The 20,355-nt window shown below is 50.7% G+C and carries 19 protein-coding genes; 7 read left to right on the top strand and 12 right to left on the bottom strand.

Features of this window, described 5'->3' with window-relative positions; translation table 11 throughout:
- Nucleotides 1–158: 158 nt before the first annotated feature.
- The 10 genes from C3B51_RS16440 to ndk form a co-directional block, all read right to left on the bottom strand.
- A complete protein-coding gene (locus C3B51_RS16440; RefSeq protein WP_046005067.1) occupies nucleotides 159–542 on the bottom strand; it encodes a VOC family protein in 384 nt (127 codons plus the stop codon).
- Nucleotides 543–669: 127 nt separating this feature from the next.
- A complete protein-coding gene (gene der / locus C3B51_RS16435; RefSeq protein WP_125721006.1) occupies nucleotides 670–2,142 on the bottom strand; it encodes a ribosome biogenesis GTPase Der in 1,473 nt (490 codons plus the stop codon).
- Between the two features lie 74 nt (nucleotides 2,143–2,216).
- On the bottom strand, nucleotides 2,217–3,392 hold the full coding sequence (bamB, locus tag C3B51_RS16430) for an outer membrane protein assembly factor BamB (RefSeq protein WP_125721008.1): 1,176 nt from the start codon (nucleotides 3,390–3,392) through the stop codon (nucleotides 2,217–2,219).
- A 9-nt stretch (nucleotides 3,393–3,401) separates the two neighbouring features.
- Nucleotides 3,402–4,019: a YfgM family protein gene (locus tag C3B51_RS16425; RefSeq protein ID WP_130245770.1), complete on the bottom strand. Its 618-nt coding sequence runs from the start codon at nucleotides 4,017–4,019 to the stop codon at nucleotides 3,402–3,404.
- Nucleotides 4,020–4,091: 72 nt separating this feature from the next.
- Nucleotides 4,092–5,369 (bottom strand): histidine--tRNA ligase, encoded by a 1,278-nt coding sequence (gene hisS / locus C3B51_RS16420; RefSeq protein WP_125721012.1) that lies wholly within the window; start codon nucleotides 5,367–5,369, stop codon nucleotides 4,092–4,094.
- A gap of 133 nt (nucleotides 5,370–5,502) precedes the next feature.
- Nucleotides 5,503–6,621 carry a flavodoxin-dependent (E)-4-hydroxy-3-methylbut-2-enyl-diphosphate synthase gene (gene ispG, locus C3B51_RS16415; protein WP_046005072.1) on the bottom strand — a complete coding sequence of 373 codons (1,119 nt, stop codon included), beginning with the start codon at nucleotides 6,619–6,621 and terminating at the stop codon, nucleotides 5,503–5,505.
- Nucleotides 6,622–6,626: 5 nt separating this feature from the next.
- Nucleotides 6,627–7,637 (bottom strand): RodZ domain-containing protein, encoded by a 1,011-nt coding sequence (locus tag C3B51_RS16410; protein ID WP_130245769.1) that lies wholly within the window; start codon nucleotides 7,635–7,637, stop codon nucleotides 6,627–6,629.
- Nucleotides 7,634–9,268, bottom strand: a complete 1,635-nt coding sequence (gene pilW / locus C3B51_RS16405; protein WP_130245768.1) for a type IV pilus biogenesis/stability protein PilW — start codon at nucleotides 9,266–9,268, stop codon at nucleotides 7,634–7,636. The genes C3B51_RS16410 and pilW overlap by 4 nt, the downstream gene beginning before the upstream one ends.
- A 135-nt stretch (nucleotides 9,269–9,403) precedes the next feature.
- A complete protein-coding gene (locus C3B51_RS16400) occupies nucleotides 9,404–10,534 on the bottom strand; it encodes a bifunctional tRNA (adenosine(37)-C2)-methyltransferase TrmG/ribosomal RNA large subunit methyltransferase RlmN (protein ID WP_125721018.1) in 1,131 nt (376 codons plus the stop codon).
- A gap of 188 nt (nucleotides 10,535–10,722) precedes the next feature.
- Complete coding sequence (gene ndk / locus C3B51_RS16395) at nucleotides 10,723–11,154, bottom strand: nucleoside-diphosphate kinase (protein ID WP_010383936.1); 432 nt, start codon at nucleotides 11,152–11,154, stop codon at nucleotides 10,723–10,725.
- Nucleotides 11,155–11,467: 313 nt separating this feature from the next.
- On the opposite strand from ndk, the gene yegQ reads away from it, so the two are divergent.
- The 7 genes from yegQ (at nucleotide 11,468) to C3B51_RS16360 (ending at nucleotide 19,155) form a co-directional block, all read left to right on the top strand.
- Nucleotides 11,468–12,826 carry a tRNA 5-hydroxyuridine modification protein YegQ gene (yegQ, locus tag C3B51_RS16390; protein WP_130245767.1) on the top strand — a complete coding sequence of 453 codons (1,359 nt, stop codon included), beginning with the start codon at nucleotides 11,468–11,470 and terminating at the stop codon, nucleotides 12,824–12,826.
- Between the two features lie 24 nt (nucleotides 12,827–12,850).
- A complete protein-coding gene (locus C3B51_RS16385; protein WP_046005076.1) occupies nucleotides 12,851–13,102 on the top strand; it encodes a YfhL family 4Fe-4S dicluster ferredoxin in 252 nt (83 codons plus the stop codon).
- Between the two features lie 187 nt (nucleotides 13,103–13,289).
- Nucleotides 13,290–14,048, top strand: a complete 759-nt coding sequence (locus tag C3B51_RS16380) for an EAL domain-containing protein (RefSeq protein ID WP_125721022.1) — start codon at nucleotides 13,290–13,292, stop codon at nucleotides 14,046–14,048.
- A gap of 11 nt (nucleotides 14,049–14,059) precedes the next feature.
- A complete protein-coding gene (locus C3B51_RS16375; protein ID WP_130245766.1) occupies nucleotides 14,060–16,738 on the top strand; it encodes a PAS domain-containing protein in 2,679 nt (892 codons plus the stop codon).
- A complete protein-coding gene (locus C3B51_RS16370; RefSeq protein WP_125721026.1) occupies nucleotides 16,738–17,145 on the top strand; it encodes a response regulator in 408 nt (135 codons plus the stop codon). The genes C3B51_RS16375 and C3B51_RS16370 overlap by 1 nt, the downstream gene beginning before the upstream one ends.
- A 3-nt stretch (nucleotides 17,146–17,148) precedes the next feature.
- Nucleotides 17,149–18,078 (top strand): GGDEF domain-containing protein, encoded by a 930-nt coding sequence (locus C3B51_RS16365; RefSeq protein ID WP_130245765.1) that lies wholly within the window; start codon nucleotides 17,149–17,151, stop codon nucleotides 18,076–18,078.
- Between the two features lie 378 nt (nucleotides 18,079–18,456).
- Nucleotides 18,457–19,155, top strand: coding sequence for a helix-turn-helix transcriptional regulator (locus C3B51_RS16360; protein ID WP_125721030.1), 699 nt, complete (start codon nucleotides 18,457–18,459; stop codon nucleotides 19,153–19,155).
- Here the strand turns inward: C3B51_RS16360 and C3B51_RS16355 are convergent.
- Together C3B51_RS16355 and C3B51_RS16350 are read right to left on the bottom strand one after the other, a co-directional pair.
- Nucleotides 19,152–19,937, bottom strand: a complete 786-nt coding sequence (locus tag C3B51_RS16355) for a CsgG/HfaB family protein (RefSeq protein WP_125721032.1) — start codon at nucleotides 19,935–19,937, stop codon at nucleotides 19,152–19,154. The genes C3B51_RS16360 and C3B51_RS16355 overlap by 4 nt on opposite strands.
- Entirely contained in the window at nucleotides 19,937–20,353 is a 417-nt protein-coding gene (locus C3B51_RS16350; protein ID WP_130245764.1) for a curli assembly protein CsgF, read from the bottom strand. The genes C3B51_RS16355 and C3B51_RS16350 overlap by 1 nt, the downstream gene beginning before the upstream one ends.
- Between the last annotated feature and the right edge of the window lie 2 nt (nucleotides 20,354–20,355).

Raw genomic sequence — 20,355 nt, 5'->3', positions numbered from 1 at the left:
GCTTAATTAAGTGTTCTATTTTGAGGCGAGAAAATAGGCTCGATAACAAGGCAAAAATTTTGCTATTTAGTTGTTCTAAATGAGAAATTTTTAACACAGTTAGCGTCATATTTGCTCCGTCAAATTGAACAGGTATTAAGTGAAATTGGTATAAGTATTTATTCCACGCTTATCAGCGCCACTAAGGTGCCTTCTATTGAGCGCACATATGCCTGTGTGTGCTCGCCTTTTTGTGCAGGAGGCGATAAAGGCTCAGCACCGGCTGCCACCGCCTTGTCGTAACTCTTTGCCACGTTCTCGCACCCTAATGTCAGTTCAAACCCCAGCGCTGGCTGCTTAGGCTGACTGCGGATATAACTTTGCTTAAACTGCGCCTGCGCCACTGGATGCGTGGCAAAAGCGAGTAACACCTGTCCGGTGTCCAGCTCCCCATAGTCTCCGTCCTCGCTAAGCCCACAGGCACTGAGCCCGAAGGCCTGATAATAAAAGTCCAGTACCTCTTCGACACTGTCGACATAGATCACGGTTTTCAGAAACTGCATGGCTAATTTTCAGGCTAAATAAATATAAATAAAGCATATTTTTCGTTCAGCGTAAACCGGTTTAGGCTCAGGATGAAAATTAGCTGGGCAATAAAAAGGGCGCCACCGGCGCCCCTTAATCAAGTCATTAAGACTTATTTTTTTGCTCTTTGGTAAATGCCCGTAACTTTCGCTTCTGCGACAGGGTCATTTTATTGGTACGACCGGCGTATGGGTTATCCCCTTCACGGAATTCGATCTTAATCGGCGTCCCCATGATGTTGAGCGCTTTGCGATAATAATTCATCAGGTAGCGCTTGTAGCTGTCAGGCAAGTCATGTACCTGGTTACCATGGATCACGATACGCGGAGGGTTGTATCCGCCGGCATGCGCATATTTGAGTTTAACCCGGCGACCACGTACCAGCGGTGGCTGGTGATCGGCCTGTGCCATGTCCATGATCCGTCTGAGCATAGCGGTGCTTACCCGCTTGGTTGCCGACTCATAGGCTTCTTCAACCGACTCAAACAAGTGGCCCACGCCCGTGCCGTGCAGTGCCGAAATAAAGTGCAGGCGTGCAAAATCGATAAAGCCCAGGCGGCGATCCAGTTCAGACTTGATGCGCTCTTTGACGTAGTCATCCAGGCCATCCCACTTATTTACGGCGATCACTAAAGAGCGACCCGCATTCAGTGCAAAGCCAAGCAGGCTGAGATCCTGATCTGAGATACCGTCACGGGCATCGATCACTAGCAGGATCACGTTGGCATCTTCAATGGCCTGAAGGGTTTTAATAACGGAGAATTTTTCGACCACATCGCTGACTTTCTTACGCTTACGCACACCTGCGGTATCGATCAACACATAGTCACGCTCATTGCGGGTCATCGGGATATAGATAGAGTCACGCGTTGTTCCCGGCATATCGTATACGATTACCCGCTCTTCACCGAGGATGCGGTTAGTCAGTGTTGACTTACCCACGTTAGGGCGACCTATGATGGCCAGCTTAATGGGCTTATCTTCAAACCCGGTTTTCCCGTCTTCCGGGGCTTCTTCCCCTTCCAGGTAAAGTTCGGTCAGCAGTTCATCGTCCTGCTCAATGTCGTCTTCTTCCCCAGCCAGCTCGGCGATCACCGGGCCCAGTGTGGCTTCAAGCAGCTGGGTGACACCGCGGCCATGGGCTGCTGCGATATGATAAACCTCGCCCAATGCTAACTGATAAAACTCGGCACAGTTAGAGTCCGCGTCAATGCCATCGGTTTTGTTGGCAACGACAAAGCTTTTCTTTTGTTGCTTACGCAAATGCTGGGCAATGGCCTGATCGGCCGCCGTCATGCCTGCGCGGGCATCAACCAAAAACAAGACGACGTCGGCTTCTTCGATGGCCAGCAATGATTGCTCGGCCATTTCCGTTTCGATGCCTTCTTCACTGCCATCAATACCGCCGGTATCGACCACGATAAACTCATAGCCATCGTAATTCGCCTGGCCATATTTACGGTCACGTGTAAGGCCCGGAAAGTCCGCCACCAACGCATCACGCGTGCGGGTCAGACGGTTAAATAAAGTGGATTTACCCACATTGGGTCGCCCGACGAGAGCGATCACAGGAAGCATAGACTACCTCTTTTAAAAACAACAAAAGGCTTCGCACCGCGAAGCCTTACTTCAATTCATTCAGCGTATGGCGGTTACGGAATTTTTACCGCACTGACTTCACCATCACGGGTGTATAGGATCAGCGTGTCGTCAACCACGATAGGCTCAACGAAAAAGCCTGAGCTATCAAACTCTTCGCGCGAAACCAGCTGTCCGGTTTGCTTATCCAGCCAGTGCAGGTTGCCTTCCTGATCACCCACAACCAGATAGTTGCCAGCCACCGCAGGTGTGGTCAGATACCAACCACGCAACGCAGGCTGGCTCCAGCGTTCAATGCCTGACTCTCTATCTAGAGCATAGAGCACGCCTTCACTGTCTACCAAATAAATGGTATTCAGCTCGACACTGAGGTCGCGGTAACTGCTATATTCCCGGTCCCACAATACATTACCATTGCGCACGTCCAGGGCTGCCAGTTTACCATTATAGGCAATGGTATACACGGTACTGCCAACCACAACCGGTTTGGTATCGACATCAACCAGACGCTCGAACTCGGACGCGCCTTTCGCAAGGGCAATATCCGTGCTCCAGGCCATAAAGCCATTCTCGGCAATCAAAACCGACAACTTGCCACTTTCTTCGCCAACCAGCACACCACCATTGGCCGAGGTGGGTGAGCTCAAACCGCGCAATGTCAGTGCCGGTACTTCCTGCTCAAACTGCCAGCGTTCTTCACCGGTATCCGGGTGCAGTGCCAGTAGTTTGCCTGAACCCAGGTTGACATACACTAAGCCGTCTCCGGCAGCCGGTGTTGAAAGCGCCTCTCCTGGCACAGACTTACGCCAGACGATTTCCCCGGTGTCACGGTCCAGTGCAATCACTTCACCGTGCTCAGAGCCGATATACAGTTTGCCATAGGCCTGCAAAATGCCGCCCGATAGCTTTGCTGTGTCATCGTCTTCCCAGGGCCAGAACGCCGGGTTCTCGCGTGTATCGACTTCCCACAGCGTGTCACCACTGCTGACATCCAGCGCAGCAACCAGGCCATTGCGCTCAGCCACATAGACCGTACTCTGGTAAAAGGTTGGCGTCAGGCGAGAAAAATAATGCTCAACACCATCGCCCACAGATTCCTGCCAGATCACGTCTGTTTCAAACTGGTTTACGATTTCAGGTAGTACCAGCTCTTCTTCATCATCACTTGAAGAGCACCCCAGCAATGACGCCATACACAGCGCCAAAGAGGCCATAGTCAACTTCTTCATGGCTACTCCTTACAGTGCTGTTGTGCCAGCCAGGTCGTCCAGTTTAATTTGTAGCAGTGGATTATTGTCGCTACCACCGGCGGTCACTGCTTTTTGGTATTCGTCACGTGCAGCGTCTTTTTTGCCTTGCGCCAGCAGAATATCACCTTTAACTTCAGCAACCTGAGCAACGAAGCTCTCTGGCATTGGGTTGCCCAAAGTAGCCAGTGCAGCAGCGTAATCTTCGCGCGCAGCCTGTACACGAGCCAGGCGCAGATAGGCTGTGGCTTTTAGTTCAGGGGTTTTCACAGTATTTGCCGCAAAGGTGAGCTTTTCTTGTGCCACATCCAGCTTGCCTTGCTCAACCGCTTCTTTTGCCGCCACAAAGGCTGCCAGAACGGCGTAGCTAGATTCGCCATTGTTTGCTAAAAAGTCATCGCTTTTGGTCAGAACGTCACCACTCTCAACCAACTGGTTGTAGGCTTCAGAACCTGCTTCTGCGGTGTCGATTTGATGCTGGTTATACGCTTTCCAACCATACAGGCCACCCAGGCCCAGCACCGCGCCGATGATCAAAGATGTTCCATTTTCGCGGAAAAATCGTTTTATTGCTTCGGCTTGTTGTTCTTCTGTTGAATAAATTTCCATTCTGACCTCTTAATTAATAGCGTAAAGCCAGTCTTTTCAGATATCTGGCCTGACTTTACTGCGCCGCTGCGCTTAATCCACTAACGCCGACAGCAAGCTTTTTGCCTCTGCCAGTGTCAGGGTAACTTGTTCTTTATGTTCGCGGAGATACTTAACAGTCACCTTACCTTCGGCCAATTCATCTTCGCCAAAAATCAGGGCAACTTGCGCATCGCTCTTATCCGCACGTTTCAGTTGTTTTTTGAAGTTGCCACCACCGGCATTGACCAGTACGCGCAAGCCAGGGATTTCACTGCGTAGTTGTTGTGCAATCACCGGCGCCTGAATGCCAGCCTGTTCACCCATCGCTGCAACGAACACATCTGCATTACGGCGTAATGTGCCAATACGCTCAAGCTCTTGTAACATCAGTACGAGACGCTCCATGCCCATAGCAAAGCCCACAGCCGGCGTCGCTTTACCACCAACCTGCTCTACCAAGCCATCATAACGGCCGCCGGCACACACAGTACCCTGAGCGCCTAAGCTGTCCGTCACCCATTCGAATACGGTGCGATTGTAATAATCCAGGCCGCGTACCAGTTTTTCATTAACCTGGTATTCGACGCCCGCAGCGTCCAAACGTTCACATAAATTTGCAAAATGTTCGCGCGACTCTTCGTCCAGATATTCAGACAGTTTTGGCGCGTTGACCAAAATGGCCTGCACGTCTGGATTTTTGCTGTCCAGCACACGTAATGGATTGCTATGCATACGGCGCTTTGAATCTTCGTCCAGGTGCGCTTCGTGTTGTTCCAAAAAGGCAATCAAAGCATCACGATAGGTGGCGCGCGCTTCGTTTGAACCCAGGGAATTCAGCTCCAGGCGAACAAATTCGCTGATCCCAAACTGCTGCCACAAACGGGCAGTCATCAGGATCACTTCCGCATCCATATCGGCGCTGGCTACGCCAAACGTTTCCACACCAAACTGGTGGAACTGGCGGTAACGGCCCTTTTGCGGACGCTCGTGACGGAACATCGGACCCATATACCACAAGCGCTGCTCCTGGTTATACAGTAAGCCATTCTGGTTACCAGCCCGTACACAAACTGCGGTGCCTTCAGGACGCAAGGTCAGGAGATCGCCGTTGCGATCTTCGAAGGTATACATTTCTTTTTCAACGATGTCGGTGACTTCACCAATCGAGCGCTTGAATAACTCGGTGGACTCCACGATGGGAAAGCGGATCTCCTGATAGCCAAAAGATGCCACTGTGTCACGTAAGATAGATTCTACCTTCTGCCAGACTTGCGTATCACCCGGCAGACAATCGTTCATACCTCGAATTGCCTGAATTTGTTTTGCCACTGAAATTCCTAGTAATCTAATTTTTTACACGAAATGGGTGGCTATGCCCGATGGCTTAGCCATTCCTGATAAACCCGCTATTATACCCAGCTCGGCTAAAACGTAAACGCTTAGTTTACCGGGCCTGCGTTACTTACTCGACTATCTTGACGTCGATTTTGGGTTCGTTTTGTTGTTTTTCAACATAACTGCGCACCTGCTCTTCGAGCTGCTCGACGATATGGTCGTTATCAATACGCAATTTCTGGCGCTCGCCATTGATGTATAAGCCCGAACGACGGTTTGCACCGGCCAGACCCAAATCGCTCACCAGGGCTTCACCCGGACCATTGACCACGCAACCAATGACGGACACGGAAATAGGCGCTGTGATGTCTTCAAGGCGCTCTTCAAGCTGATTCATGGTATTAACCACGTCAAACTCCTGGCGGGAACAACTTGGGCAGGCGATAAAGTTAATACCGCGCGAGCGAATGCGCAGCGACTTTAAAATATCAAAACCAACTTTGACTTCCTGAACCGGATCGGCCGCTAAAGATACCCGCAGCGTATCACCTATTCCCTCGGCCAACAGCATGCCCAGGCCCACTGCCGACTTCACTGAACCGGCACGCATACCACCGGCTTCGGTGATCCCTAAATGCAGTGGCTGATCAATCTCTTTGGCCAGCAGACGATAGGCGCCGACCGCTAAGAAAACGTCCGACGCTTTCACCGAGACCTTAAACTGGTCGAAGTCGAGTCGTTGCAGTATCTCAACGTGGCGCATCGCTGACTCAAGCAAAGCTTCGGGTGTTGGCTCGCCATATTTTTCCTGCAGATCACGCTCCAGCGAGCCACCATTGACTCCGATGCGGATCGGAATGTTCTTATCACGTGCAGCATCGACGACTGCACGAATACGCTCTTCATTGCCTATGTTACCTGGGTTGATGCGCAAGCAATCTACGCCATATTCAGCCACTTTCAGGGCGATACGATAATCAAAATGAATGTCGGCGACCAAAGGTATCTCGGACTGTTCTTTGATGCTCTTAAACGCTTCTGCGGCTTCCATAGTCGGAACAGAGACCCGCACTATGTCCGCGCCGGCATCGGCAATCGCCCTGATCTGGGCTACCGTGGCGTCTACGTCCAGGGTATTGGTGTTGGTCATCGACTGCACGGCGATCGGTGCTCCGTCCCCGATGGGCACATTCCCCACATTAATGCGCGTGGATTTTCTACGTTTGATCGGTGATTCTGAAAACATGACGATTACTCTGCTAACGGTAAATTAAATTTGGCTAAACGATTGCGCGGCAGGCTTGAAATGTCCACGGCTTCGCCATCCAGTGTGATGCTCACGGCCAGGTGTTTGCCCAGCACGACGGAAAATGGGGCCTGTCCACTGACGGTCATGGTGTATCCCGCTTTTTTAACGCCAAACGCCACTCGCTCCTGACTGGCATCAAAGATCTCAACCCAGCTGTCTTCTTTAAACACCATCACAATAGTGCTCTGGGCAAACTCAGATTGTGCATCACCCGATACAGTCTCTGTCGTCGGCGTTGCCTGCGCTGCACTGTCATTATCACGCTGTACAGTCGAACTTTGCGCAGGCTCTGGCAGTGCCTCGGGTTGACCTTCCGGCGTCTGCACTGCAGATGCAGGCTGCACTTCCACACTTGATTCAGCTGTCTCTGGCGTATTTTGTGGCGCATTGTCTGCAACCGATGTTTCAGTAACTGACGTGTCTGGTATCGAAGCCATTCGCTCGGCATTCAATGAACCCGGTACTATTTGCGGAGTATTGTCTGTTGCCACGTTGGCCTGTGGGATATCCCGGGCATCACCTGGGGTGATCTCACTTTGACTACTGCTGTTTTGCCAGAACCAAATCGCTGAACTGCCTATTACCAGAATTAACACCGCGTAACTGACCCACATCAGGCGATTATCGTGAGCTTCTTTTTCCGTGCGGCGCGAAAAGCTTTTCATTTTGCCTTTTTGCTCTGGCACAACCGGAGACTGGTAAAGTTTAAGAGTTTGTTGTGCATCCAGACCCAACAAACCACAGTAGCTCTTTATGTAACCACGCACAAAGGTCTCAGGCCCGAGCTTGTGGTAGTCGTCCTGCTCCAGTTTGTTGATCTGGGTTTCACTGAGCTTCAGCCGAGCGGAGATCTCCTCATAGCTGACACCCTTATCATGTCTGGCCTTGGCCAGTGTTTGTCCGAGCGACAGTAAGTCGCTGCTGTTTTCTGTGTCTATTTCTGTTTCGTTCATAAAATATAGTTATCTGGATCCACGATTAAGAGATGCCGTCCTGGTTGTAAGACGATATCCGGGGTCAATTTGTTCCACCGCATCAGGTCGTCAATCTGGAGTTCATATTCCATCGCAATGTCGAACAGCGACTGACCTTCGCCTATAGTGTGTACTATCTTAGGATTATTTAAATACACCACCTGACCAACCGACAACTGGTCCGACTCACGCAAATTATTCCATGCCATCAGCTTGTCTAACTTAAGGTTATACTTCACTGAGACGTTAAACAGGTTCTCCCCCAGCCGAATGGTGTGCTGAGGGACGCTAGGTAACACAATATCGCGATTCAACAAGCCACCAGGCGCGCGCTCAGGGGCACGCTGTTCAGGTAGCTGCGCAAGCCAGCTATCTGTCCTGGGTTCCTCACCGCGGGGGCGTGAGGAGGGCGCAGAAAACGCAATATCAGATGGGTCGGGCTCATAGAAGACCACCTGGCCTTGGGTGCGCGGGGCAACCGGCTTAATAGTCTCAGTAACCTTGTCCGGCGCTGTTGCCGGGGCAGCTACTGTATCCACTTTGGGTGAATGGCCGGTGAATTGCTGTGTCCGCAATGAGCGAGTTTGTACAGGCGCGGGGGCTGACTGTGACGTCAATGCCTCTGCGGGCTCCGATGTAGACACCTGAGCACGATTAGCGGCCGGTTCTACTTTCCGGCGCACTTTGATCTTAGGTTCAGCCACCAGGTGCGTGGGTGACTTGTGCGTGATTTTAGTCAACTGGGCCTGACGGTATTGCTCTTTGAGACGCTCAAACTCGCTGTCCTTCAGGCGTTGCTGGATCACCAGGGCTGCCTGGGGAGAGTCCGGGTAAGTTTGCAACAGCAAAGCAGCCGTTTCTTCGGCCTTCTGTAGATGACCTTTGCGCAGCTCCAGTAAATGAGACAGCAATAAGCCACGTGCCGACACAAACCCACGCTCACCATAGACCTTAAGAATTTCTTCGGAGCGGTGCAGTTCACTCTTTGCATAGTGCAGACCAGCCATAAGTAGCAGAGTCGACTGACGCTGACCATTGTGTTTTTCGGCACTGCCCAGATACTCCAGCGCCAGCTCGAAGTTATCCTGACGCAATGCACACAGGGCTAGATTTTCATAGCTTTGTGCAACGCGAATATAGCTTGGGATCTCAATGGCTTTAAACAGCTGCTCCGTCGCTTCATCATATTTGCCGATGCGACATAAGAAGGTGCCGTAGTTATTGAGTGTGTTTGGGTCTTTCGGCGCCAGTGCCAGAGCCTTTTGATAGGCCTGCTCGGCACGGGCATTCTCGCCTACCTGCTCATAGTAATAAGCCAGAGAATAATGGGCTTCGGGGAGTTGCGGTGCCAGTGTCAGCGCACGCTCAAGGTTATACTTAGCCTGGGTGTTGTTGCCGTTGGCCAGGTATTGCAGGGCCAGCGAGATGCGGGTTTTAGCAGCGTCTTCGCGACTTGCCTTGCTTTGCACGACGGGCTTGTCGCTGTTGGCATAGCGAGTTTCGGTCACGCAGCCACTGAGCAGCACACCCAGCGTGAAGAGTAATCCGGCACGCCCGATCACAGTGCGCTTTGAGACCTCAAAGGAGAAACTTTTTACCAATGAAAACATAGCTAAACTAAACACTTTAGTTAAAAGCGCGCACTGACAGGTGACAGTCGGCGTAAGGCCGCAGGCATAGCTCACCAGAGCGCGGTTGATCTATGCCCATATATTACCCGAATGCGTTCGAGTTTCACCCTTTTTTTAGCCAACCTTCACCGCTATCGCGTTGTCTTCCAGCTGCTTTTTCTTCGCCAGACGCTTGGTTCTGTCGACCACGTCTCCCACCAGCTGACCACAAGCGGCATCGATATCATCGCCACGGGTACGGCGCACGATACAGGTTAACCCGGCTGCCTGAAGTACTTTAGAGAAACGGTCAATACGACTGTTGCTCGAACGCCCATACTCATTGCCCGGGAACGGGTTGAATGGGATCAGGTTGATTTTAGACGGCGTGCCTTTCAATACCTGAACCAGTTCATGGGCATGATCGGTGCTGTCGTTCACGCCCTGCAACATCACATATTCAATGGTGACGTCTTTATTGGCCTTTGAGCCATCGATATAACGACGACAGGCCGCCAGGAACTCTTCAATGGGGTACTTTTTATTGATAGGCACCAGCTCATCACGCAGCGGATTGTTTGGCGCATGTAAGGAAATCGCCAGTGCTACGTCTATTTTTTCTTTCAGAATATCCAATGCCGGTACCACACCTGAAGTGCTCAGGGTCACACGACGCTTAGACAGACCAAATCCCCAGTCGTCCATCATCAGTTCCATGGCAGGCACGACGTTATTGATGTTGAGCAGCGGCTCACCCATGCCCATCATCACCACATTGGTGATAGGACGCTTAGTGCTGTCACCATCATGCAAGCCAATGTCTTTGGCTACCCGCCACACCTGACCAATGATCTCACTGACTTTCAGGTTACGGTTAAAGCCCTGCTGGGCCGTTGAGCAGAAGGTACATTCCAGCGCACAACCCACCTGAGAAGATACACACAAGGTAGCGCGGTCTTTTTCCGGGATCCACACGGTCTCGACTTCCTGTCCGCCATCCAGCACAAGCGCGTACTTGATAGTGCCATCGCTGGCCTGCTGACGTACCGAAATTTCCGGTGCACGGATCTCACACTCAGCCTGCAACTTAGCACGCAGCTTTTTATTGATGTTGCTCATATCATCGAAGTTATCGATGCCGAAGTGGTAAATCCATTTCATGACCTGATCGGCGCGAAACGGCTTCTCACCGTATGATGCAAACAACTCGCGCATCCCCTCGCGATTTAAATCAAGTAAGTTAATTTTTTTCTCAGTCGTAGTCATGAAACAACCCCAGATCAGATGACGGCCAGTGCAAATTTAATAAAACGCCAAATTGTACAAAATTTAATCAGCGCTTTCAAATCTGAATACTTTGCTAAGCCTGTTGTCTGTCGCATTCAGGCTTAGCAAAGTGCATCAGGGACGAAAAAAGGGCGCTAAGGCCCTTCTTTGATGTCACCGTGCTCGAATTAACGAGTACGTGCGCACAGCTCTTCTTCAGTGAAGAAGTAAGCGATTTCACGTGCAGCAGACTCTGGAGCGTCTGAACCGTGTACCGCGTTCTCGTCGATGCTGTCAGCGTAGTCAGCACGTAGCGTACCCGCTAGCGCTTCAGCTGGGTTAGTTGCACCCATGATTTCACGGTTTTTACGGATTGCATCTTCGCCTTCAAGAACCTGAACCATTACTGGACCAGAAGTCATGAACTCAACCAAAGCACCGAAGAAAGGACGCTCTTTGTGCTCTGCGTAGAAACCTTCCGCTTTCTCTTGAGAAAGGTGGATCATTTTAGCTGCAACGATCTTCAGACCAGCAGACTCGAAACGGTTGTAGATTGCACCGATGTGGTTTTTAGCGACCGCATCAGGCTTAACGATTGAAAAAGTACGCTCTAAAGCCATCTTTTTTGCTCCAAAATGAAATTAATGAATTTATACGGGCGCGAATTATACGCGTTTTAGATGTAAAAACCTACTATTTCTGTCCCGCGATGAATTTGTGTGAAACCAGGCCTTATGTGGCCGCAGGTTGGGCAATTTGTCAGGGACCCCGCAAAACCTGATCCAAGTCAAAAAACACCTCGGCGGCTTGCCCTATACTGCGCCGCTTTTTGATTTAACCCAATCGTCCGGTTCACTGCAATGCAGGGCGCGCAGACGATTGATTTACCCCAACAGCTGACCCGTAATCAGTTCAATGTATGAGGTTTTTGAGATGTTTGTACCTGAGCTCCTTTCACCCGCCGGTAGTTTAAAGAATATGCGTTACGCTTTTGCGTACGGTGCCGATGCCGTGTACGCCGGCCAGCCGCGCTACAGCCTGCGCGTGCGCAACAATGAATTCGACCTGGCTAATCTGGAAATTGGCATTAACGAAGCCCACCAGCAAAACAAAAAGCTCTATGTGGTCTCTAACATCGCGCCGCACAACGGCAAGGTCAAAACTTACCTGCGCGATATTGAGCCAGTTATTGCCATGCAACCGGACGCGCTGATCATGTCCGATCCGGGCCTAATCATGCTGGTACGCGAAAAGTGGCCCGATATGCCCATTCACCTGTCCGTTCAGGCCAACGCCGTCAACTATGCAGCGGTGCAGTTTTGGGCAAAGCAAGGTATAGAGCGGGTGATCCTGTCGCGGGAGCTGTCACTGGAAGAAATTGCCGAGATCCGCACTTTGTGCCCGGATACTGAGCTGGAAGTATTTGTGCATGGTGCGCTGTGTATGGCCTACTCAGGGCGCTGTCTGCTCTCTGGCTATATCAATAAGCGCGACCCGAACCAGGGCACCTGCACCAATGCCTGTCGCTGGAGCTACGACGTTAAGCCGGGAGAAGAAAACGCCACAGGCGATGTGGTGCACAAAATTGACCCGCAACAGGTGATCCCGACGTTAGGTGACGGACAGCCGACCGATCAGGTGTTTATGCTTGAAGAGCAAGGTCGCCCGGGAGAGTATATGCCGGCCTTTGAAGATGAGCATGGCACTTATATTATGAACTCCAAAGACTTGCGTGCCGTGCAATACGTTGATCAGCTGACCAAGATGGGCGTGCACAGCCTGAAAATTGAAGGCCGGACTAAGTCTTTTTACTATGTCGCCAGAACTGCGCAGGTTTATCGCCGCGCCATTGACGATGCCGTCGCGGGCAAACCGTTCGATCCGTCATTGATGCGAACACTGGAAAACCTGGCGCACCGGGGCTACACCGAGGGCTTCCTCAAGCGTCATGCCCATCAGGAGTACCAAAATTATGACTACGGTCATTCTGTGTCTGATCAACAACAGTTTGTTGGGGAAATTTTGGGTCGCCACGACAATGGCCTGGTGGAAATTGACGTTAAAAACAAGTTCTGTACCGGCCACAGCCTGGAACTGATGACCCCACAGGGCAATATCAGCTTTAACCTTGAGCACATGGAAAACAAAAAAGGCGAGCAGATCAGCGATGCCAAGGGTTCGGGCCATATTGTGAAGATCCCACTGCCCGAAGACATTGACCTGAGCCATGCCATTTTGATGCGTAATCTGGGTGCACAGGAAGACACCCGCAATCCGTTTAAAAAAGCCTGAACTGGCCAAAGCGGAGCGTAAACCATGGCGTTACTGATCAACAGTAAATGTATTAACTGCGATATGTGCGACCCGGAATGCCCCAACCAGGCAATCTATATGGGTGAGAAAATCTATGAGATAGACCCGGATAAATGCACAGAATGTGTCGGCCACTACGACCAGCCAACCTGCGTCAGTGTCTGCCCGATTGACTGTATTAAACCAGACCCCGCACACCGCGAGAGCCTGGATACGCTGGCTGAGAAGTTTCTCAAACTCACAGGCCAGAGCTAATCTCTGCTAAAAGCGCCCACGGGCGCTTTTTCCTTTTGTTATTATTCGGATATCTGCACAGCAAAGTAAACTTCAACTCGACTCCCCAACGTATCATTCCCTTGTAAACCTGCGCACAGTTCGATTGCAAAACCCATGGGCTGTGCCAGACTTGTTAAGGCGTCTAACTTTTAAACAGGGAGTCTCTATGCCTGGCTGCAAAACTTGTCGTTGCCACACCGATTACAAAATGGACATCACTATGGCCATGCAACCAATCGTGGACCTGCGCACCCGACAAGTCTATGCCTACGAAGCTTTGGTCAGAGGCACGCAGGGTCAGTCGGCCGGACAGGTACTCGCTCAGGTCACAGAAGACAGCAAATATTATTTCGACCAGCTGTGTCGCACCACCGCCATTGAAATGATGGCAGGACTTAGCGATATCGCTAAGCTGTCGATTAACTTTTTACCCAACGCCATTTACGACCCCCAAACCTGCTTACGTAAAACGCTCGAAGCCGCCGATAAATTCAATCTCGCAAAAGAGCGAATTATATTTGAGGTCTCTGAGCAGGAACACCTCACCGACCATGAAAAACTCATCGACATTGCCAACACCTACAATAAAAACGGCTTTAAGGTTGCGCTGGACGATTTTGGCGCAGGTTACGCCGGTATAGAAGTGCTGCATCGCTTCCAGCCCGATATCATTAAGCTCGATATTTCACTGATAAACGGCATTGCACAAGACCCGGTCAAACAGGCCATTGTCGACGGTATTTGTCTGATGGCACGCCGACTGGACATAGACTTGGTAGTCGAAGGCGTTGAAACCCTGGCGGATTACTACTGCCTGTGTGATTTAGGCGTTTATTTAATGCAGGGCTATCTGTTTGCCAAACCTGTGATTGCAACTTTGCCCAACCCCAGCTTTCCCGCGGAGCCAGCCGAGCACCCCGAGTAAGGATAACTACCATGAAAGCCAACAGTTTTGAGTCATTTTTTCATGATGCCTATATGCCACACGGGCACTGTTATTTATGGCAACCCCATTTGCTGTGGGGCAATGTTATCTCGGATTTACTCATTGCCACCGCCTATTTTTCTATTCCCATTGCCATTATGATTTTTGCCAAAAAAAGACCAGACGTCGGTGGTCACTGGCTGTTCATACTATTTTCAAGTTTTATTCTGCTGTGCGGATTAACCCACCTGATTGGCATTTACACCGTCTGGCAAGGTGCCTATGGCATGCATGCCTTAGCCAAAATGGCCACTGCGCTGGTCTCTATTACCACCGCGGTGTACATGTTCCGCCTGATCCCCAGCGCCATTGCCATTCCCACGCCAAATCAGTTTCAGGGGGTGTCGCGCAAGCTCGATAAGGTCACTCAGGAAAAACACCAGCTGGATTCAAAACTGGCTGAGCATGAGTTAACTCATTTTATTCTCAACACCCTGCCTGCCAGTATTGTGGTCCTCGACGAAAGTTTTAGAATTACCCAATGTAACCCGCACTTTCTCAAAACCTTAGGTCTGTGTGACACACAACCCAATGGCCAGCCTCTCAGCGAGCTGATTGAATTCAGTGACCCCTTTACCACCATGGAAACACTGACTCATAAGCTGGGCGATGCCGACACGGCAGAGCTGGCGACTTTATGTCAGGTCAAAGTGCAAAACAGAGCGCCAATTCCAATGGAAATGAAACTGGTTAAGGCCCAGTTTGAAGGGCAAAGTGTGGTGCTGGCCTTGTTTAATAACCTGAGCACTTTGAAAAGCACCGAGCGAGCGCTCAAAGAATCAGACAAGAAAATGCGCCGGGCCATCAATGCCACCGCCGATGGTATTTGGGAGTGGAATGTGGTGACCGGCGAAGTCAGTTACTCACCGCGCCTGATGGCGATGATAGGCAAAGCCAGCATTGAGCACCCAAGCTATGACGACTGGTATGAACATATTCACCCGGATCACCGCCAGCGTGTGGAGCAGGCCATTGAACAACACTTTCAAAGCAAAGAACAGTATCAGGTAGAATATCAGGGTCGTAACGAGCGCGGCGAATACAGCTGGTTTATGGCGGTGGGGAATAGCCAGTTTGATGAGCAGGGCAAACCACTGCTGATGTCTGGTGCGCTACGTAATATCGACTCCAGCAAAATACTGGAGCGCCAGATCAGTGAAAAAACCAATATCTTAAATGCGATTTACAACGGCGCCAGTCAGGCCATCTGGCTGTTACAGGTAGAAGAAGACGGCGATTTTACCTTTCTGGAATTTAACCCCACCGCCTGCCAGCGAGCATCCGTTAAGCTCGAGGATATTCAGTTCAAACGCCTGTCCGAGCTACGGGGTAAAATATTTGATGACCAGATAATCAACCATATTCAGGACAATTACCGGACCTGCTGTGAGCTTAAAAAGCCACTGGAATATATCGAAATGCTGCCAACGCATGGCCAGGAGCTGTGGTATCAGACCACCCTTTACCCTTTGCTCGACAGTCAGGGCAAAGTGAACAAGCTGGTTGGTACTGCCATCGACATCACAGCACGTAAATATGCCGAAACCGAACTGCGCGACAGCCAGCAGTTTTTGCAGCGTATTATCGACTCCGCCGTGTGTGGTTTATATCTGTTCGACTTGAAACAGCAAACCAATGTGAAAATCAACCACAGATACACACAACTGCTCGGTTACACCCTTCAGGAACTGGAAAGTCTCAACATGATGAACCTGTTCCACCCAGAAGAGCGCGCTTTGTTGGAAGCCCATACTCAGGAGGTTGCCAGCAGCCAGGACGATGCACTGATCCCCCTAAAATATCGCTTTAAGCACAAACAGGGACACTGGGTCTGGTGTTACTCGCTGGATACCATAGTCACCCGAGATGAAACCGGCGCACCTGAGCTGATGCTGGGCACCTTTGTGGATATCACCGAGCAGACTAATTTGCTACGTGAATTGCAGGAGTCCAATGCCAGCCTGGAGCATTTTGCCTTTATTGCATCCCATGACTTACAAGAGCCGCTGCGCAAGATTTCCGCCTTCTCCGACAGCCTGTCGCAACGGCTAGCACCCGCGTTGAAAGAAGATGATAAAGCCTGCTTTGAAATGGACAGGCTGCTGGATGCAACAGAGCGCATGCGCACCATGATCCAAGATCTGCTGAAACTGTCCAGGCTCAATGCGCACCAGCTTAAACTGACCCGGGTCTCCCTCAACAGCCTGATCACCGAAGCCTGCGATCAGCTGAGTTTTAAAATAGAGGAAAGCCATGCCCAGATAACCTGTGAAACCCCGGATTGCGAGCTGGAAGTGGATGCCTCTTTGTTTATCCAGATCTGGCAAAACCTCATAGCCAACAGCATTAAATTCTGTGGCGCAGATGTACCCAGCGTACAGATCAGCGCTAAACGAGAGGGCACAAGCCTGACACTCTTTTATCAGGACAACGGCATTGGCGTACCTGAGCAATTCCGGCAACAGATTTTTGAGCCTTTCAGACGTTTGCACGGTGACAGCCACAAAGGCAGTGGGATTGGTCTATCCTTATGTAAAAAGATAGTTGATCTGCATGGCGGACAGATTGCCTGCACCGACAGCGAGCAGGCTGGTGCGCGCTTTGTGATCACGCTTAAGCAACGGGAGTGATGATGGAAATTGTATTGGTAGAAGACGACCCGGATGACATTTATTTCTTTCAGCAAGCCTGCGTGAACTTGCATCAGGCACCTAAAGTCACTGTGTTAAACAATGGCGTTGAGTTTATCTCTCACGTGCAGAACAGCGACAGCCAGATGCCCGTTTACCTGCTGGACTTAAACATGCCACACAAAGGCGGGCTGGAGGCACTGGAAGAGCTACAACAAAAGGGTTTGGTGAACTCTTTACTGGTGATCTGCTACACCACGTCGGACAGCCCCAAAGATATCGCCAAAGCGTATCACTTGGGCGCTAAGTCTTACTTAACCAAACCGAACCGCTTGACGGAGCTGACCGAGCTGGTCCAGACCCTCATTAAGTACTGGTTTCAGTACAACCAACAACGCAAAGGATAAGCTATGAATACCAGGCTAATCTATTTACTCGAAGACAATCAGGATGACGTTTACTTGGTGAAAGAACTGCTGAGTCAGCAAGGCGGAAAGCATAAGTACGCCATTAACGCCTTTGAAACCATAGAATCGCTGCGTGATGCCATTGCTCAGCTTAATCCCGAGGTCATTTTAATGGACCTTAACCTGCCACAAAGCCGGGGACTCGAAACCTTACTGCGGGTCAAAGACTTTGCCGCACATATCCCCATCATAGTGCTGACGGGGATGTCTGACGAAATGTTTGGCGAGAAAGCCATTCAACTGGGCGCACAGGATTATTTACCCAAACACGAACTCAGCGCCCATTTGCTGAGGAGAACCATCGCTTTTTCTAAGGAGCGCTTTGATATGCAGCGCAACCTCGAAAACCTGGTCAGCCTGGACCGGCTCACTATGCTCAGTAACCGCGGTGCACTGGACAAGCACTTACACACTCAGGTGCAGGATGCCCGGCGTTATGGCAAGCAGTTTGCCATGCTGTTTATCGACCTTGATAACTTTAAAACCATTAACGATGAGCTGGGCCATCAGGCGGGCGACCAACTACTCAAGCTGCTTGCTACCAAACTCAAGATGTACAAGCGCAGCTCAGATTTTGTGGCGCGCTACGGCGGCGATGAGTTCGTGGTGATTGCCCCAAATATAGATAACCCGGCTCAGCTGGAGCTCTTTACCCGCTACAAGCACACCTTGCTGGCAGACAGCTACTGCTTACAGGATCAGCAAGGCAATATGCACGAAGTGACACTGGATCTCAGCATCGGCGCCGTGCTGTTTCCGGATCATGGCGATGGGCCAACTGCGCTGTTAAATTGTGCGGATAAAACTATGTATGAGGCCAAAGCTCAGTCACTGCCCTTTTTACTGGCAGAGGCCACCCGTCACTCAGCTTAATCTTACGGCCTGATAACCATCCCCTGTCAGGCCAGCCGTTAACCTCACTTATTCTGTATTTAAGCCTCTGCGGGTATCCTTCACCCAGCCTCAACTCATCGCTTTTCCTTACTGACAACCCTGTTTCCACTTTAACTGAAACATAAATGTAAAAATTAACAGGCTCAGCGAGCAGCAACTTACTTTCTTCTCTGGGGCGGGCAAAACACAGTCCTGCCGCGCATTACAGCAAACTATCACCACATCGAAGGTTAAAATGGAATGTTCCAATAAGACATACTGATCCGGTCAGTTCCAAAAATTGGAAATAAGTACTAAACATCTTGTAAAAAATATGTATATTTAGGTTAACGGAACAACAAAAGGACAGTCGAGAAAATGATGTATTCAGACAACCAAACGCGTAGTGCTCTGTTTGTCCTGACAGACCAAAAGACTAATACGCTGAGTCAGGATTTCCTCATGTTTGTCAAAATGCTTGAGGCTTGCGGTAACAATATCAAGGTCGATACCCGCCTGCCCGCCACTGAGCACAGGGCGCAGTACCAGCTGTTTCTGGTCGATGTGAGTCATCGTGAATGCCGAGACTTACTCAGCGCACAGCTCAGGGCGTTGGCACAACATCACAGTGTCTTGTTATTCAATGCCTGCCCGGATACGCTGAACGAACAAACCGCCCTGCTCGCCAATGTCAAAGGCGTGCTCTATCAAGGCGCTTCGCCGGAAAGCCAGTTTAAAGGCATTCAGCGCGTACTTGGTGGCGAACTCTGGTTTGGCAGAGGCGCCATTTCACTGGCATTCAGTGCCCTGATGCAGCGCCTGCCACAAACTTTGCCGGGCCTGTCGGACGAGCAACGTGACATTACACTGGCCTCGCTCACCAAGCGCGAAAAGTCTGTGATCCGGTTGCTGGCCGATGGCGCCAAAAACGACGATATTGCTGACTCGCTCAATATCAGTAGCCATACCGTCAAAACCCACATCTACAGCGCCTTTAAAAAGACCAACTCGCGTAACCGGATTGAGCTGGCCAACTGGGCACAACAGCATATCCCCTTTGGCGGACTGGCTAATTAACCTGCCTGCTGTGGAGCAGACTTTGCTGCCCACACCCCTTTTTCGAGGCCCTGATGAACCAGTAACGTCAGGGCCTTTTCAATCGCCTGAGTCACACAAATATGCATGGGCTCATTTTCACTATACCCGGCTTCCGCTTCGGCCAAACGTTTGTAGCTGACGTAGCGGAAAAAACCAGCCCGCATTTCTTTAGACAGCACTTTTTTACTGGTAGCAACCGATAACAAAACTTGCCCGGTGCGCACATCAACCGCCCGCAGGTAGATACTGATGGTGTCTTCACGATACAGCTCGGATGCACCAATGCCGAAGTACTCCATCCCCATACCGCCTGTTTTAATGTTGGCATCATAGCTGATGATGCCACCTTCGAAGATCAGCTTGGCGTGAGTCAATGGCGGCAGGCTGTTTGATGCCTCCTTGTCCTGCATTGCAGCGCGGGTGATCTTGCGTTCGGTCAACAGGTTTTGCAGCCCCTCGCGCTCGATGGGAATAAACCAGTCGGTTTCATGCAGCGCCTGCATCAAAATAGAATTGGCCCCCTGGGTCACCGCCGTTGAAAACGAGCTGACATTTTCCTGGGGTTTATATTGTCCGGTCTGGTCACGAAACGAATAGACTGACACTGGAATTGGACCACGCGGTGCGGGCAGCGCTTTCAACTCACTAAACACCTCAGTGGCAGCCAGCGGCTCGGCCTTCGCCATGGGAGGTGGCAAAACGGGGATACTGCTACAGGCACTCAGTAACAACATGAAACAGATAATACTCAAATACTTCATTAACCAAACCTCGGTACTTCCAGCGTCGTAATATCGCCCGTCAGTGTGTTGGTGATCTGCACCGTAATGGAATCGGGTGTGCTGGTGATCACCTGAATTTCGTAATCGCCGCTCATAAAGGTCGAGTCTTTATCAAAAATGCTGTCCTCAACTTCATCGCCAAACGCCGTAGACGTAATTTCCCGCACCATGCGGTTCAGGTAAGTCCGCTCCAAGGATTCCTGAAAGCGATCGCCATAGGATTTTTCAATTACTGGTGCGCGATGTTTATTTTGTGCCTGGGCCTTATTTAATAGCATATTGGCATTGAGGGGATTGCCGCCAAACGACGGATTAATGGGTTTGTAGACTAATTCCGTGGCATGCAGCGACAGGCTGCATAGCATTCCAAAGCAGCATATTATTGTTGTTTTCATTG

The organism is Pseudoalteromonas rubra (genome assembly GCF_004212645.1).
Classification (GTDB): domain Bacteria; phylum Pseudomonadota; class Gammaproteobacteria; order Enterobacterales; family Alteromonadaceae; genus Pseudoalteromonas; species Pseudoalteromonas rubra_G.
Note: the sequence above shows the minus strand (reverse complement) of the source record. Positions and strands in the feature narration are given on the sequence as shown.